This is a genomic window from Blautia hansenii (assembly GCF_013304445.1).
Lineage (GTDB): Bacteria > Bacillota > Clostridia > Lachnospirales > Lachnospiraceae > Blautia.
In genome coordinates this window covers 52,929-66,736 of the sequence record NZ_JAAITA010000008.1, presented here as the reverse complement: position 1 = coordinate 66,736, position 13,808 = coordinate 52,929, and the positions used below count along the sequence as shown (strand labels likewise).

Genomic DNA, 13,808 nt, shown 5'->3' with positions numbered 1-13,808 from the left:
GGAAGGGGTGGGCATTTTTGTTTCGCCCCTTTGTATTTTACAGGAAAGGAATTATATGAGAGCAGAATTATTAGCGCCGGCAGGTTCTTTTGAGGGACTGCAGGCTGTGGTTAAGGCAGGGGCAGACGCAGTATATATTGGCGGAAGCATGTTTGGCGCCAGGGCCTATGCCAAAAATCCCCGGAAGGAGGAAATGCTGGAAGCCATTGATTATGCCCACATACATGGGAAACAGATATATCTGACGGTAAATACACTTTTAAAAAATCAGGAACTATATCGGCAGTTATACGAGTTTCTGGCGCCTTATTATGAGCAGGGCGTGGACGCAGTGATTGTACAGGATTTGGGTGTGCTGTCCTTTTTGAAAAAGGAATTTCCGGAGCTTGCCATTCACGCCAGCACCCAGATGGCCATTACAGGACCAAAAAGCGCCGGGCTTTTAAAGGAAGCAGGTGCGTCCAGAATTGTGACGGCAAGAGAACTTTCTCTGGAAGAAATCCACCGGATTTATCAGGAAACAGGGGTGGAGATAGAGAGTTTTGTCCATGGGGCTCTTTGCTATTGCTACTCCGGCATGTGTCTTTTCAGCAGTATGCTGGGGGGAAGAAGCGGCAATCGGGGACGGTGCGCCCAGCCCTGCCGTCTGCCATACACAGCATTGGAAAAGGGAAAAGCCGTAAGTGGTACAGAGCCGTCCTATCTGCTTAGCCCCAAGGATATGTGCACAGTGGACATTCTGCCGGAAATTCTGCAGGCAGGAGTTTACTCTCTGAAAATCGAGGGAAGAATGAAGAAACCGGAGTATGCAGCCGGAGTGACCGCCATATATAGGAAATATCTGGATTTGTACCTGCGTACAGGACAGGCTTATGAGGTGGAAAAGGTGGACCGGCAGGAGCTTTTGGATTTGTATCAGAGAGACGGTTTTCACAAGGGCTATTATCATATGCACAATGGCCCGGAAATGATGGCCACGGTCAATGAAAAGGAGCAGAGCCGGAAGCAGGGGACGGTTGGAAAGCGAAATGAGGCGCTTTTTGCCAGACTGAAAAAGCAATATTTAGACACAAAAAAACAAGAAAAAATTAATGGGAATTTAATCCTGTTTGCCGATACACCTGCTATACTGGATTTAGACTTTCAGGACATCCATGTGCAGGTACAGGGAGACCTGGTAGAAAGAGCCCAGAAAAGACCCCTTCTGGCAGAACGTGTAAGGCAGCAGATGGAGAAGACGGGACAGACGCCCTTTGTCTTTGATTCTCTGGAAATTCTCACAGATGAGGCAGGCTTTCTCCCTATGCAGAGTCTTAATGAACTGCGGCGGCGGGGACTGGAAGAACTGCAGCAGCAGTATCTGGCCGGGTATCGAAGAACGCTTCGAAAGCCGGAAACAGAACAGAAACCGTCTTTGGCAAAAGAGAAAAGGGCGCAGGCAGAAGCGGTGAAATTCTATGTGTCTGTAGAAAAGAGAGAACAGTGGGAGACTGCTTTAAAGCAGAGGGAGGTCACTGGAATTTTTTGCAGCATGTCCATGTTTAAACGAAAGGAATTTCTAAAAGAGGTGCTTTGGGCTGCAGAGGAAACCCACAGGGCGGGCAAAGAATTTTATCTGGCGCTGCCTTATATGCTGCGAGAGGGAAGAATGGACGGCATGGAGCGGGAAATAACCCAAATCGCAGAAAAGACCGAGGGATTTCTGGTGAGAAATCTGGAAGAACTGGGATATCTGAAAAAATTGGGGCTGCTCTTTAAAGCAGTCACAGACTATTCCGTGTACAGTTTTAATGACCTTGCGGAAGAATTTCTGGAAAATCTACAGGTGAAGAGAACCACGGTTCCGCTGGAATTAAATAGCAGTGAAATCCGGCACAGACGTCATGAAAACAGCGAGATGATTGTATACGGCTTTTATCCCATGATGGTTTCTGCCCAGTGCGTGAAAAAGACCTGCGGCTGCTGCGACCATAAGTCAGGGGAACTACAGATAAAAGACCGGTATGGTCAGCAGTTTACGACAAAATGCTTCTGCGATTTCTGTTATAATGTGATTTACAACAGTGTGCCCACCGGGCTTTTGGAGGAGGCAGAACAGATAAGAGACATGGGATTTTTGGCGCTGCGGATGAATTTCACATCCGAAGGGCCGGAAAGGATGAAAGAATTGTTAAATGCATTTGCGGCGGCTTATCTGGCAGAGGAAAACAAAGGGAAAAAGAAAGACGCGTTTCAAATATCCGGTGTTACGAAAGGACATTTTAAACGTGGAGTGGAGTAGGTGAAAAAGTGCTTAATATCATTATTGAACTTTCAAAATACCTCATACTGATACTGATTGCACTCTATACCTTAGAGAGCTTTACAGTTTTTAAGTATGAGGACGATTACGACAAACGGTATATTTTAAGAAAACAGCTTTTGCTGATTGTATTTATGGATTTTACGGCTTTTCTGGTAATCTTTCTGAAGGAAGAAAAGCTGGAAATAGTGTATCTGTTCGGTGCGCTGTTGTTGTATCTGGTGGTTGTGCAGGGGCTGTACCGGCTATGTTATAAGAAGGCGTCCATCCTTCTTCTAAATCATATGTGTATGCTTTTGTCCATTGGTTTTATTATGCTGGCAAGGCTGTCTCCGGATTCGGCTAAGCGGCAGTTCATCATTGTGGCAGCGGCTACGGTCATTGCCATGATTGTGCCGATTCTCATTAAAAAAATGTATTTTCTGAAGATGTGGACATGGTTTTATGCAGCCGCGGGATTGGGGCTTTTGCTGGTGGTACTGATTTTTGGGGCCAATGTCAACGGGGCAAAAATCAACATCAACCTGGGTTCTTTCGTTTTTCAGCCTTCAGAATTTGTAAAGATTATTTTTGTGTTTTTTGTGGCCAGCAGGCTGTATAAGAAAAGTGCACAGTTTAAAGATCATGTGATTACTACCATTGTGGCGGCGGTACATGTACTGGTGCTGGTGCTATCCAGGGATTTGGGAAGCGCCGTGGTATTTTTCATCACTTATGTGGTGATGCTGTATGTGGCGACTAAAAAGCCTGTATATCTTGTGGCCGGCCTGGGAAGCGGCGCTCTGGCGGCTATAGTTGCCTATTTTCTCTTTTCTCATGTGCAGCAGAGGGTTATAGCCTGGAAAGCGCCCTTTTCTGTGTATGAGAGTTCTGGCTACCAGATTGTTCAAGGTCTGTTTGCCATTGGGGCAGGAGGCTGGTTTGGCATGGGGCTTTGCCAGGGTTCCCCGGAAATGATTCCTTTTGTGAAACAGGACTACATGTTTGCAGCTATCTGCGAGGAGCTGGGCGGCCTGTTTGCCATATGTATGATTCTCATTTGCATGAGTATGTTCCTTTTGGTAGTGAACATTTCTCTGCGCATTAAAAAACGTTTCTATAAACTCATTGCCCTGGGGCTTGGGACAGAATACGCCTTTCAGGTTTTTCTTACCATTGGAGGTGTCAGCAAGTTTATTCCCATGACGGGAATTACCCTTCCCCTGGTCAGCTACGGAGGAAGTTCTGCACTGAGTACCATTATTATGCTGGCCATTATTCAGGGCTTGTATATTTTAAGAGAAGACGAGGACGAGGAACTTGAAAAGCAAAAATAAAAATAAAAAAAGAAAAAAAGCAAAACGGGCCCGGAACAGGGAGTATACCATTATCAGTTATTTTTTTGTAGTGATTTTTCTCTCCCTGATTGGCTATATGGTCTATTTTAATGTGGCAAAGCGGGAGGCGGTTATCAGCAGCCCTTATAATACCCGCCAGAATCAGATGGAAGAGCGGATTTTAAGAGGAAGTATTCTTTCCGCAGACGGACAGGTACTGGCCAGAACAGAGACAGATGAAGCGGGAAACGAGACGAGAGTTTATCCGTATGGAAATATGTTTGCCCATGTGGTGGGATATGACAGTCATGGGAAGAATGGTGTGGAGGCTTTGGCTAACTATTCTCTTATGACTTCACACAGTGACTATATTGATCAGGTGAAAAATGAGATTCTGGAAAACAAGAATCCGGGGGACAATGTGGTGACTACACTGAATACCAAGCTGCAGGAAAGGGCTTACAATGCCCTGGGCGGATATAATGGTGCAGTTGTGGTTATGGATCCTAAAACAGGGGCGGTGCTGGCCTCTGTGAGCAAACCGGACTTTAATCCCAACACTTTAAGCGCAGACTGGGACTATCTGGTCAGCGATTCCAGCAACAGCAGTCTTTTGAACCGGGCTACGCAGGGTGCATATCCGCCGGGCTCCATTTTTAAGGTAGTAGATGCATTGGCATATATGCGGAAAAACGGAACCATTGACAATTTCTCCTATAACTGCACAGGCAGTATTACAGTGGATAACCATACCATTCCCTGCTTTGGCGGGGAAGTGCATGGCAGTGAAGACTTCACAACTGCTTTTGCAGAATCCTGCAATACGGCTTTTACCCAGATAGGATTGGATTTGGGAGGCAGCAATCTGCAGAAGACGGCGGAAGATTTGCTGTTTAATAAGAAATTGCCCATTCCCATTGATTATACCAAGAGCAAATTCGACCTGGGCAGTACACCGGGCAATCCGCTTTTGATGCAGACTTCCATCGGACAGGGGAATACCCTGGTATCTCCTATGCATATGGCGCTGATTACCAGTGCAATAGCTAATGATGGAAAACTGATGCAGCCGTATTACATTGACCGGGTGGAAACAATTAACGGCACAAAGGTAAAAAGTACAAAGCCAACGGTTTATAAGGAACTGATGACAGCAAGCGAAGCAGCTACTCTGAAAAACCTTATGGCAGAGGTGGTGAACCGGGGAACCGGAACTCAGCTTTCCGGGGAGAGTTATTCTGCGGCAGGAAAGACAGGTTCTGCGGAATACTACGGTGCAGACGGAAGCATTAAGACTCACTCCTGGTTTATTGGATTTTCCAATGTGGAAGACCCGGATTTGGTGGTGGCTGTCATTGCAGAAGGCGCAGGAACCGGAAGCTCGGTAGCAGTTCCGGTGGCTCATGAAATTTTTAATGCCTTCTATTATGGCTAAAAACAGGGAAAACTTAACAAAGTCCACAAATTTTACCGCTATAGTTTGTTAAATTTGTTGCACTTGTCCGAAAAAAGAGGTATACTACCAATAAAGAAACACAACGCAGGCACCGTAGGTGCTTTAAGCAGGAGGATTGTGCAAAATGATTGAAGCAACAAGCTGTGGCGGGGTGGTAATATATCGAGGAAAAATACTGACCTTGTACAAGTCCTACAAGCATAAATACGAAGGCTGGGTACTGCCCAAGGGAACCGTAGAGGAAGGCGAAGACTATAAGGATACGGCGCTGAGGGAAGTCAGGGAAGAAGCCGGAGTAAATGCCAATATTATTAAATATGTAGGAAAAAGTCAGTATAGTTTTTGCATACCGGAGGATACTGTAGAAAAGGATGTCTACTGGTATCTGATGTCTGCCGGAAGCTATTACAGCAGGCCTCAGAGGGAAGAGTATTTTGTGGACTCCGGTTTTTACAAATTCCATGAAGCTTACCATCTTTTACGTTTTTCAAATGAAAAGCAGATATTGGAAAAGGCTTATAGTGAATACCTGGATTTGAAAAAAGCAAATCTGTGGGGAAATCGGAAGTATTTCTAATCAGGGCTGTCCCATGAGCGGCACATTCGGGAGTGCATGCTTCGTGCGGCAGCCTTTTTGGCAAAGGTGCAAAAGGAGGAAGAAATATGCTGGAACAGATTGACCTTACAAAGAAAATGACAAAGGAAGCTTATCAGGAAGGCATAGATAGTCTAAAAGAGCGGCTGGCCGGCCTGCAGAGAGAGTGCAGAAGCCTGGGGATTCCGGTCATACTTGTTTTTGAAGGACTGGATGCCTCTGGAAAAGGGGTACAGATTAATCATCTGATTCACCCGTTAGACCCCAGAGGGTTTCAGGTTTTTGCCATTAAGGAGGCAAACGAAGAGGAAAGACTGCACCCCTTTCTCTGGCGATTCTGGACAAAGATTCCGGAGAAGGGAAGAATTGCTATTTTTGATACCAGCTGGTATAGGCGGCTTTCCACAGAACGGTTTGAAAAAAACTTTCCGGAAAAAGAGTTTTTGCATACCTGCGAGGAAATTAATAGTTTTGAGCGAACTCTGACAGACGACGGCAATGTGCTTATCAAGTTTTTTCTCTATATCAGCCAGAAAGAGCAGAGAAAACGGTTTGATAAAATGCTGGGTTCAAAAGAAACCGCCTGGAAGGTCAGCAGGCAGGACGAAAAGAGAAACAGGAATTACCGCAGATATAAAAGTATAAATGAAGAAATGCTGGAAAAGACAGAAACAGCCTGTGCGCCCTGGGTTATTGTGGAGGCAGAGAACCGGAGATTTGCTACTGTAAAGATTTACACAGAGGTTATCCGCCGTCTGGAAGAGGCGGTGCGGGCTAAGAAAAAGGAAGAAGAAAAAAATACAAAGACAGACGATGGAGCGCCAAGTGTGCTGCCGGAATGTTCGTTGGTGTCTTCGGTTTTGAGTAAGGTGGATTTATCTCTTTCTTATACAGAAAAGGAATACAAACAAAAATTGAAAAAACTGCAGAGCCGCATAGAACTTCTTCACAGTGAAATTTATCGCAGGAGGATTCCGGTAGTACTGGGGTTTGAAGGTTGGGATGCGGCTGGGAAAGGCGGAGCCATTAAACGTCTGACAGAACCTATGGACCCCCGAGGGTATGTGGTGAACCCTACGGCTGCTCCCAGTGATTTGGAGAAAAGCCATCACTATCTCTGGCGATTTTGGAGAAATATGCCCAAAGCCGGACATATTGCTATTTTTGACAGAACCTGGTACGGCAGAGTTATGGTAGAGCGAATTGAAGGTTTTTGTACAAAAGAAGAATGGCAGAGGGCTTACCGGGAAATCAACGAAATGGAGGAGTCTTTGGTTCATGGGGGTGCCATTGTGCTGAAATTCTGGCTGCAGATTGACAAGGAAGAACAGAAGCGGCGCTTTGATGCCAGAATGGAAAATCCGAAGAAACAGTGGAAAATTACGGAGGAAGACTGGCGGAACAGGGAAAAATGGGATCTCTATGAGGAGGCCGTCAATGAAATGATTATCCGTACATCTACCTCACAGGCGCCATGGATAATTGTGGAAGGAAATCAAAAATACTATGCCAGAATCAAGGTTCTGGAAACCGTGGCAGAGGCTTTAGAGGAGCGTTTGAAAAAGGAAAAAAAGGAATCGTTATGTTGAATTGGTATAAGAAACTGTATGTTGGTGATAATGCAAGAAAGAAGAAAAAACAGCTGATACGGAAAATCAGTATGGGCGCAGGGGTGGTGGATGTTTATCTCATTACCCTGGCATCCAATCCAAGGAACCAGCTGGATATTTTTTCGGCCAATGAACTGAAGCAAAGAGCCAGAAGAAAACATTGTCCCTTGATTATAGGACTCTGCCGAGGTTATGGGGAAGCCCTGGAGATGACAGAAATGTTGGTGCGAAAAACATACGAACAGACCGGTACAGCCCAGGTGCGGCAGTGGCTGGAACATCAGATTGGAGAGGAGAGCAGCAGGTGACATTATGATTGTGCTACATATCTTACTGGGAATTTTAAAAGCAGTGGGTATCCTTCTGCTGATACTTCTGGGACTGCTTCTGCTGCTCATATTCTCTCTGCTGTTCTGTCCGGTAGGCTATGGGATACAAGGGGAAAAAGATGAGGCAGGATGCAGAGGAACGGCAAAGATATCCTGGCTTTTTCATCTGGTATCTGTGAAGGGAACCTACAGCGGAAGCACCGGGGAAATGCAATGTACGGTGAGACTGTTTGGAATTCCCCTGGAAAAAAGACGGGAGCGCAGGAAAAACAGCAAAAACACTGTTTCTTTTCTCGCAGAAGCATCAAAAGAACAGGCGCAGGAACAACCTCCAAGGACGGAAGCGAAGGCGCAGGAAACAGAACCTAAGCCGGAAACAACAGAGGAGAACAAACAAAAAAAGCAGAAGCACACTCCCCCAAGGGAGTCATGGTTAAAAAAAGCATGGAACTTTCTGAAAAAAATGTGGGAGCTGCCAAGCAGATTTTTCAAAGCACTGAAAAATTTCCGGTTAACATGGAAGAAAATCTGTGCTAAAATGGAATCCATCAAAAAACTTTTGAAATCAGAACAGTTTCAAAATGGAAAGTCACTGCTTTTTGCAGAAGTAAAGAAGTTTCTTCGCCGCATACGTCCCGGCAAAGTGGAGGGACATGTGAAATTTGGACTGGAAGATCCGTGTCTGGCCGGTGAACTTTTGGGCGCGGCGGGCATATTTTACCCTCTTTATGGGAAACACTTTACCATAGAACCTTATTTTGACCGAAATCTTTTCCAGGGAAGAATCGGTATTAAGGGGCGGATTTACGGAATTCACTTTGTGCTTCTGGCATGGAACCTGTTTTGGAGCCGGGATATCCGGTATCTGGTGAAAAAAATAAGAACATATTTTTAAGGAGGAAGCAGACATGGCTGCAGAGAATAATTTTCGGACTACAGTAGAATCTTTGTTTAAGGGAATGGACAGCTTTATTACTACAAAAACAGTGGTAGGAGAAGCGATTACCGTGGGAGATACCATTATTCTGCCTTTGGTGGATGTTTCTTTTGGCGTAGGGGCAGGTGCTTTTGCCGAAGAAAAGAAAAACAACGGCGGCGGCGCTATGGGAGGAAAGATTTCTCCCAGTGCGGTGCTGGTCATTTCCGGCGGTGTGACAAAACTGGTGAATATCAAGAATCAGGACGGTCTTACTAAGGTTTTGGATATGGTGCCGGATTTCCTGAATAAATTTACAGAGGGTAAGAAAGAATCTGAAGTTGTGATTCATACCGAAGAAAAAAAAGAGGAAAAAACAGAAGACAAAGCCCAGGAAACAGGGAAAACAGAATAGAAAGGAAGCGGCTTTGCATATACTAATAGGGAAAAGGCAAAGGAGAGCAGAGCATGAGCCGTGTATGTGGATTGTTTCTGTTTGCATTCGGAATGGGACTGTTTATTGCTTTGATTTTTCCCAAGACGCTCTTCATGGTGGTTGTGGCAGCTTTGTGCCTGCTGATAGGGTACAATCTGTTCTGCAGCTGCCATTTTTAAAACAAACAAAAAACAGACCTTGTCTTTTCGACAAGGTCTGTCAATGTGTCAATCAGTATTAAGCTCTTTCCACTTTACCACTTCTTAAACAGGAAGTACAAACATACATTTTCTTTGCGTTTCCGTTGTCTGTTTTAACTTTTACAGATTTGATGTTGGATTTCCACATTTTGTTTGACCTTCTATGAGAATGGCTCACGCTGATTCCAAAATGAGCACCTTTTTCACAAATTGCGCACTTTGCCATGGTAGCACCTCCTTAAATATATAATAAGTCCGTGTAACAAACTCACAACACTGACTATTTTAGCAGATGATATACACTTTTGCAAGTAAAATTATAAAAAATTTAAATTATTATTTCGTTTTTGGAAAAGATATGGTAGAATACATATTATAAAAAAGTATGGAGGTATCCGTGCATGAATGGATTTGTTGATACAGGATTAGGAAAAATTATGATTGATACCGATGTGATTGCCACTTATGCGGGCAGTGTAGCAGTAGAATGTTTTGGGATTGTAGGTATGGCTGCCGTGAGCATGAAAGACGGACTTGTAAAATTATTAAAAAGAGACAGCCTGAAGCATGGAATCAATGTCACCATTGCCGATAACAAAATTACTCTGGACTTTCATGTGATTGTTGCCTATGGAGTTAGTATTTCAGCCGTTTCTGACAACTTAATCAGCAACGTGAAGTACAAAGTAGAAGAATTTACAGGCCTGACTATAGAGAAAATCAATATCCTCGTAGAAGGCGTAAGAGTAATTGATTAATAAGGAGGAAACTTGTTTTGAATACCAATACCGTTGATGCGAAGATGCTTGGCAGAATGTTCCTTTCCGGGGCCAAAAATCTGGAAGCGAAAAAAGAGTGGATTAATGAATTGAACGTCTTTCCGGTTCCTGATGGAGATACCGGAACCAATATGACTCTGACGATTATGTCAGCAGCCTCCGAAGTGAGCGCGCTGTCTGATTCCAGTATGAAAGCTTTGGCAAAGGCTATTTCTTCCGGTTCTTTAAGAGGTGCAAGAGGAAACTCCGGTGTTATTCTTTCTCAGCTTTTAAGAGGATTTACAAAAGTCATCGAACATTACGATACCGTAGACGCTGTTATTTTTGCCAGAGCGTTTGAAAAAGGTGTGGAGACTGCGTATAAAGCGGTTATGAAGCCAAAAGAAGGAACCATTCTGACTGTGGCAAGAGGGGCGGCAGAAAAAGCCCTGGAAATTGCCGGAGAAAGTGACAGTCTGGAAACCTTCTTTACCGATGTAATTGCAGAGGCAGAGTTGGTGCTTTCCAGAACTCCGGACATGCTTCCCGTGCTGAAGGAAGCAGGCGTAGTGGATTCCGGCGGACAGGGTCTTTTGGAAGTATTGAAGGGCGCTTTTGACGGATATATGGGCAAAGAAATTGACTTAAATTTTGAAAAACCCAAAACAGCCGTGTCAGGCAAGCCGGTTTCTGCAGAAGAAAGCAATATCAAATTCGGATACTGCACAGAGTTTATCATTATGCTGGAAAAGCAGTTTACGGAAAAAGACGAGCACGAGTTTAAAGAATATCTGATGTCTATTGGAGATTCTCTGGTTGTGGTAGCGGACGATGAGATTGTCAAAGTCCATGTACATACCAACGATCCTGGTGAGGCAATCCAGCGGGCTCTGACGTATGGACAGTTATCCAACATGAAGATTGACAATATGCGTCTGGAACATCACGAAAAGGTTATCAAAGAAGCAGAAAAAATGGCTGCACAGCAGGCGGCGGCAGAACCGGAAAAAGAGGTTGGTTTTATTTCCGTATCCGTTGGAGCCGGTATGGGAGAAATCTTTAAAGAACTGGGTGCGGATTACCTGATTGAGGGCGGACAGACCATGAACCCCAGTACCGAAGACGTGCTGCAGGCTATTGAACGGGTCAATGCAAAGAATATTTTCATTTTCCCAAACAATAAGAACATTATTCTGGCAGCAAATCAGGCCAGAGATTTGACTGAGGACAAAAATATCATTGTCATTCCGACCAAGACCATTCCTCAGGGAATTACCGCCTTGATTTCCTATGTACCGGATAAGACGGTAGAACAGAATACAGAGGAAATGATGGAAGCAGTGGGAAATGTAAAGACTGGTCAGATTACTTATGCTGTCCGTGATACAAAGATTGATGACAAGGAAATCCGTCAGGGGGATATTATGGGAATCGGCGATCATGGCCTTCTGGCAGTGGGAACCGGTATTGAAGATATTACTGTAGCGGCCCTGCAGGAAATGACAGATGAAGATTCAGAAATTATCAGTGTATACTATGGACAGGATGTAAGCGAAGAAGATGCAGAACATCTGGCAGAACGTCTGGAAGAGCAGTATCCTGATTTTGATATTGAAATTCATAACGGCGGACAGCCAATTTACTACTATATTGTTTCCGTGGAATAAACTTTTGGAAACCCCTGTAAGAAAACGGGGCTGCGGCACAGAGCGGTGTGTTTCATACCGTGTGTGCCGCAGCCTTTTCCTGTACGGCAAGACAAAGCCGGACAGAACAGAGAGAGAAAAGGCAGTAGGAGCAGAGGAATATGAGAGAGCAGGACAGCATACGAAGCATAAAAGGAATTGGGGAAAAAACAGAAAAGCTTTTCACAAAACTGGGAATTGTCACAGTGGGAGATTTTTTGCGGTATTATCCCAGAGATTATGATGAATATAAAGAACCGGTATCTGTATCAGAGGCAGAAGAGGGAAAGAAAACAGCCGTTCTGGGGCGGATTGCAGGAAGAGTAGGTATGAGCAATACCGGAAAAAGAACTGTAGTGACGGTTTCCCTGCGGGATGAGAGAAGCAGTCTGCAACTAACCTGGTATAATATGCCGTTCCTTAGGAATACTCTGCGGTCAGGGGGACTTTATATTTTTCGTGGAATCGTTGTGAAAAAGGGTGGGCGGCTCACCATGGAACAGCCGGAAATCTTTGGCAGAGAGGATTATGAGGCTATGCTTCATACCCTGTATCCGGTATACAGTCTGACAAAGGGTCTGACGAACAAACTCATGGTCAAGACCATGCATCAGATTCTGGACAGCCGGGAAATTACAGCAGAATATCTGCCGGAGGAATATAGGAATCATTATCAGCTGGCAGAATACAATTATGCCTTGTCCCATACGCATTTTCCAAAAGATAAGAAAGATTTGGTCATAGGGCGCAAAAGGCTGGTTTTTGATGAATTTCTGTTTTTTATTCTGTCTGTCCGCATGATGAAAGAAAAAAATATGGATTCCCGGAATGCCTTTGCCATGAAACCAGTGTGGGAGACTGAAAATGTGATAGAAAATCTGCCATATCCTTTGACCAATGCACAGAAGCGTGTTTGGAACGAGATTGAAACCAATATGACTGGACACACACGGATGTCCAGACTGGTACAGGGAGACGTGGGAAGCGGAAAGACGATCATTGCGTTTCTTTCTATGATACTGACAGCGGCAAACGGGTATCAGGCAGCGCTTATGGTGCCTACGGAAGTGCTGGCCAGACAGCATTATGAGGAGTTGTGTAAACTGCTGGAAAAGCAGGGGATGCCTTTTGAAGCTGTGCTGCTTACAGGTTCTAATACAGCCAGGGAAAAAAGGGAACGATATGAAAAAATTGTATCCGGAACAGCACGTCTTGTTGTAGGAACGCATGCTTTGATTCAGGAAAAGGTTATTTATGAAAATCTGGCCCTTGTAATTACAGATGAACAGCACCGTTTTGGGGTCGGACAGAGAGAGAATTTGTCGAAAAAAGGAACAAAGCCCCATGTACTGGTTATGAGTGCTACGCCCATTCCCAGAACGTTGGCGATTATTCTTTACGGAGACCTGGATATCTCTGTTATGGACGAACTTCCCGCAAAAAGACTTCCCATTAAAAACTGCGTAGTGGATACATCCTATCGGCCAAAAGCATACAGCTTTATTCAAAAACAGGTACAGGAGGGGCGGCAGGTCTATGTTATCTGTCCCATGGTAGAAGAGAGTGAGGGGCTGGAAGCGGAAAATGTACTGGATTACAGCCAGAAATTAAAGGAAGCGCTTCCCGGAAATATTCAGGTGGCTTATCTCCATGGGAGAATGAAAGCAGCAGAAAAAAACAGAATCATGGAACAGTTTGCAGCCAATGAAATCCAGGTGCTGGTATCTACCACGGTTATTGAAGTAGGAGTCAATGTGCCCAATGCTACTGTGATGATGGTGGAAAATGCAGAACGCTTTGGGCTTGCACAGCTTCATCAGCTCCGCGGCCGGGTAGGGCGGGGCGAACACCAGTCCTACTGTATTTTTGTACAGGGAGGACAGGACGCAGAGACGAAGGAGCGATTGGAGATTCTGGTAAAGTCCAATGATGGCTTCTATATTGCAGGGGAAGATTTAAGGCTGAGAGGACCGGGAGACTTGTTTGGAATACGGCAAAGCGGTCTTTTGGAATTCCGGCTTGCAGACATCTTTCAGGACGCAGAGATTTTGAAAGAGGCCAGTGAAGCTGCAGGTTCTATTCTGGCACTGGACAGGGATTTGTCTCTTCCGCAGAACGCCCGTCTTAGGGACTGTCTGCAGTCCTATACGAAAAATCGAATAGAAACACCGGGCTTGTGACAAATGGAGGGAGTATACAAAATGA

Annotated in this window: 13 protein-coding genes; 12 read left to right on the top strand and 1 reads right to left on the bottom strand. The window is 44.8% G+C overall.

Annotated features, from left to right (window positions below; genetic code table 11):
* Positions 1-55: 55 nt before the first annotated feature.
* The 9 genes from G5A70_RS08050 (at position 56) to G5A70_RS08010 (ending at position 9,139) form a co-directional block, all read left to right on the top strand.
* Positions 56-2,281 (top strand): U32 family peptidase, encoded by a 2,226-nt coding sequence (locus G5A70_RS08050; protein WP_173749153.1) that lies wholly within the window; start codon positions 56-58, stop codon positions 2,279-2,281.
* 8 nt (positions 2,282-2,289) lie between these two features.
* Positions 2,290-3,618 carry an FtsW/RodA/SpoVE family cell cycle protein gene (locus G5A70_RS08045; protein ID WP_173749152.1) on the top strand — a complete coding sequence of 443 codons (1,329 nt, stop codon included), beginning with the start codon at positions 2,290-2,292 and terminating at the stop codon, positions 3,616-3,618.
* Between the two features lie 97 nt (positions 3,619-3,715).
* Positions 3,716-5,053: a peptidoglycan D,D-transpeptidase FtsI family protein gene (locus G5A70_RS08040; RefSeq protein WP_226853570.1), complete on the top strand. Its 1,338-nt coding sequence runs from the start codon at positions 3,716-3,718 to the stop codon at positions 5,051-5,053.
* A gap of 145 nt (positions 5,054-5,198) precedes the next feature.
* Positions 5,199-5,651: an NUDIX hydrolase gene (locus G5A70_RS08035; RefSeq protein ID WP_173749150.1), complete on the top strand. Its 453-nt coding sequence runs from the start codon at positions 5,199-5,201 to the stop codon at positions 5,649-5,651.
* An 86-nt stretch (positions 5,652-5,737) separates the two neighbouring features.
* Positions 5,738-7,258 carry a polyphosphate:AMP phosphotransferase gene (pap, locus tag G5A70_RS08030; protein ID WP_173749149.1) on the top strand — a complete coding sequence of 507 codons (1,521 nt, stop codon included), beginning with the start codon at positions 5,738-5,740 and terminating at the stop codon, positions 7,256-7,258.
* Positions 7,252-7,587, top strand: a complete 336-nt coding sequence (locus tag G5A70_RS08025) for a hypothetical protein (protein WP_173749148.1) — start codon at positions 7,252-7,254, stop codon at positions 7,585-7,587. The genes pap and G5A70_RS08025 overlap by 7 nt, the downstream gene beginning before the upstream one ends.
* 4 nt (positions 7,588-7,591) lie before the next feature.
* Positions 7,592-8,503: a DUF2953 domain-containing protein gene (locus G5A70_RS15720; protein ID WP_226853566.1), complete on the top strand. Its 912-nt coding sequence runs from the start codon at positions 7,592-7,594 to the stop codon at positions 8,501-8,503.
* A 13-nt stretch (positions 8,504-8,516) separates the two neighbouring features.
* The gene (locus tag G5A70_RS08015) at positions 8,517-8,939 is read left to right on the top strand and encodes a GerW family sporulation protein (protein ID WP_173749147.1); all 423 of its coding nucleotides are present in this window, start codon (positions 8,517-8,519) and stop codon (positions 8,937-8,939) included.
* Between the two features lie 53 nt (positions 8,940-8,992).
* Positions 8,993-9,139, top strand: coding sequence for a hypothetical protein (locus G5A70_RS08010; protein ID WP_173749146.1), 147 nt, complete (start codon positions 8,993-8,995; stop codon positions 9,137-9,139).
* 58 nt (positions 9,140-9,197) lie between these two features.
* Here G5A70_RS08010 and rpmB read toward each other — a convergent pair whose 3' ends face one another.
* Positions 9,198-9,386, bottom strand: coding sequence for a 50S ribosomal protein L28 (gene rpmB / locus G5A70_RS08005; protein ID WP_173749145.1), 189 nt, complete (start codon positions 9,384-9,386; stop codon positions 9,198-9,200).
* A 175-nt stretch (positions 9,387-9,561) separates the two neighbouring features.
* Between rpmB and G5A70_RS08000 the strand changes: the two genes are divergently transcribed.
* The 3 genes from G5A70_RS08000 to recG all read left to right on the top strand — a co-directional run bounded on the left by G5A70_RS08000 (position 9,562) and on the right by recG (position 13,783).
* A complete protein-coding gene (locus G5A70_RS08000) occupies positions 9,562-9,918 on the top strand; it encodes an Asp23/Gls24 family envelope stress response protein (protein ID WP_173749144.1) in 357 nt (118 codons plus the stop codon).
* A 17-nt stretch (positions 9,919-9,935) separates the two neighbouring features.
* Positions 9,936-11,585: a DAK2 domain-containing protein gene (locus G5A70_RS07995; RefSeq protein WP_173749143.1), complete on the top strand. Its 1,650-nt coding sequence runs from the start codon at positions 9,936-9,938 to the stop codon at positions 11,583-11,585.
* A 140-nt stretch (positions 11,586-11,725) separates the two neighbouring features.
* Complete coding sequence (gene recG, locus G5A70_RS07990; protein WP_173749142.1) at positions 11,726-13,783, top strand: ATP-dependent DNA helicase RecG; 2,058 nt, start codon at positions 11,726-11,728, stop codon at positions 13,781-13,783.
* Positions 13,784-13,808 lie beyond the last annotated feature (25 nt).

Excerpts from the sequence above, each read along its gene's own strand:
- G5A70_RS08035 (WP_173749150.1), top strand. The coding sequence starts at position 5,199 with ATGATTGAAGCAACAAGCTGTGGCGGGGTGGTAATATATCGAGGAAAA.
- pap (WP_173749149.1), top strand. The coding sequence starts at position 5,738 with ATGCTGGAACAGATTGACCTTACAAAGAAAATGACAAAGGAAGCTTAT.
- G5A70_RS08000 (WP_173749144.1), top strand. The coding sequence starts at position 9,562 with ATGAATGGATTTGTTGATACAGGATTAGGAAAAATTATGATTGATACC.
- G5A70_RS08025 (WP_173749148.1), top strand. The coding sequence starts at position 7,252 with ATGTTGAATTGGTATAAGAAACTGTATGTTGGTGATAATGCAAGAAAG.
- G5A70_RS08010 (WP_173749146.1), top strand. The coding sequence starts at position 8,993 with ATGAGCCGTGTATGTGGATTGTTTCTGTTTGCATTCGGAATGGGACTG.
- G5A70_RS15720 (WP_226853566.1), top strand. The coding sequence starts at position 7,592 with ATGATTGTGCTACATATCTTACTGGGAATTTTAAAAGCAGTGGGTATC.
- rpmB (WP_173749145.1), bottom strand. The coding sequence starts at position 9,386 with ATGGCAAAGTGCGCAATTTGTGAAAAAGGTGCTCATTTTGGAATCAGC.
- recG (WP_173749142.1), top strand. The coding sequence starts at position 11,726 with ATGAGAGAGCAGGACAGCATACGAAGCATAAAAGGAATTGGGGAAAAA.
- G5A70_RS08015 (WP_173749147.1), top strand. The coding sequence starts at position 8,517 with ATGGCTGCAGAGAATAATTTTCGGACTACAGTAGAATCTTTGTTTAAG.
- G5A70_RS08040 (WP_226853570.1), top strand. The coding sequence starts at position 3,716 with ATGGTCTATTTTAATGTGGCAAAGCGGGAGGCGGTTATCAGCAGCCCT.
- G5A70_RS08050 (WP_173749153.1), top strand. The coding sequence starts at position 56 with ATGAGAGCAGAATTATTAGCGCCGGCAGGTTCTTTTGAGGGACTGCAG.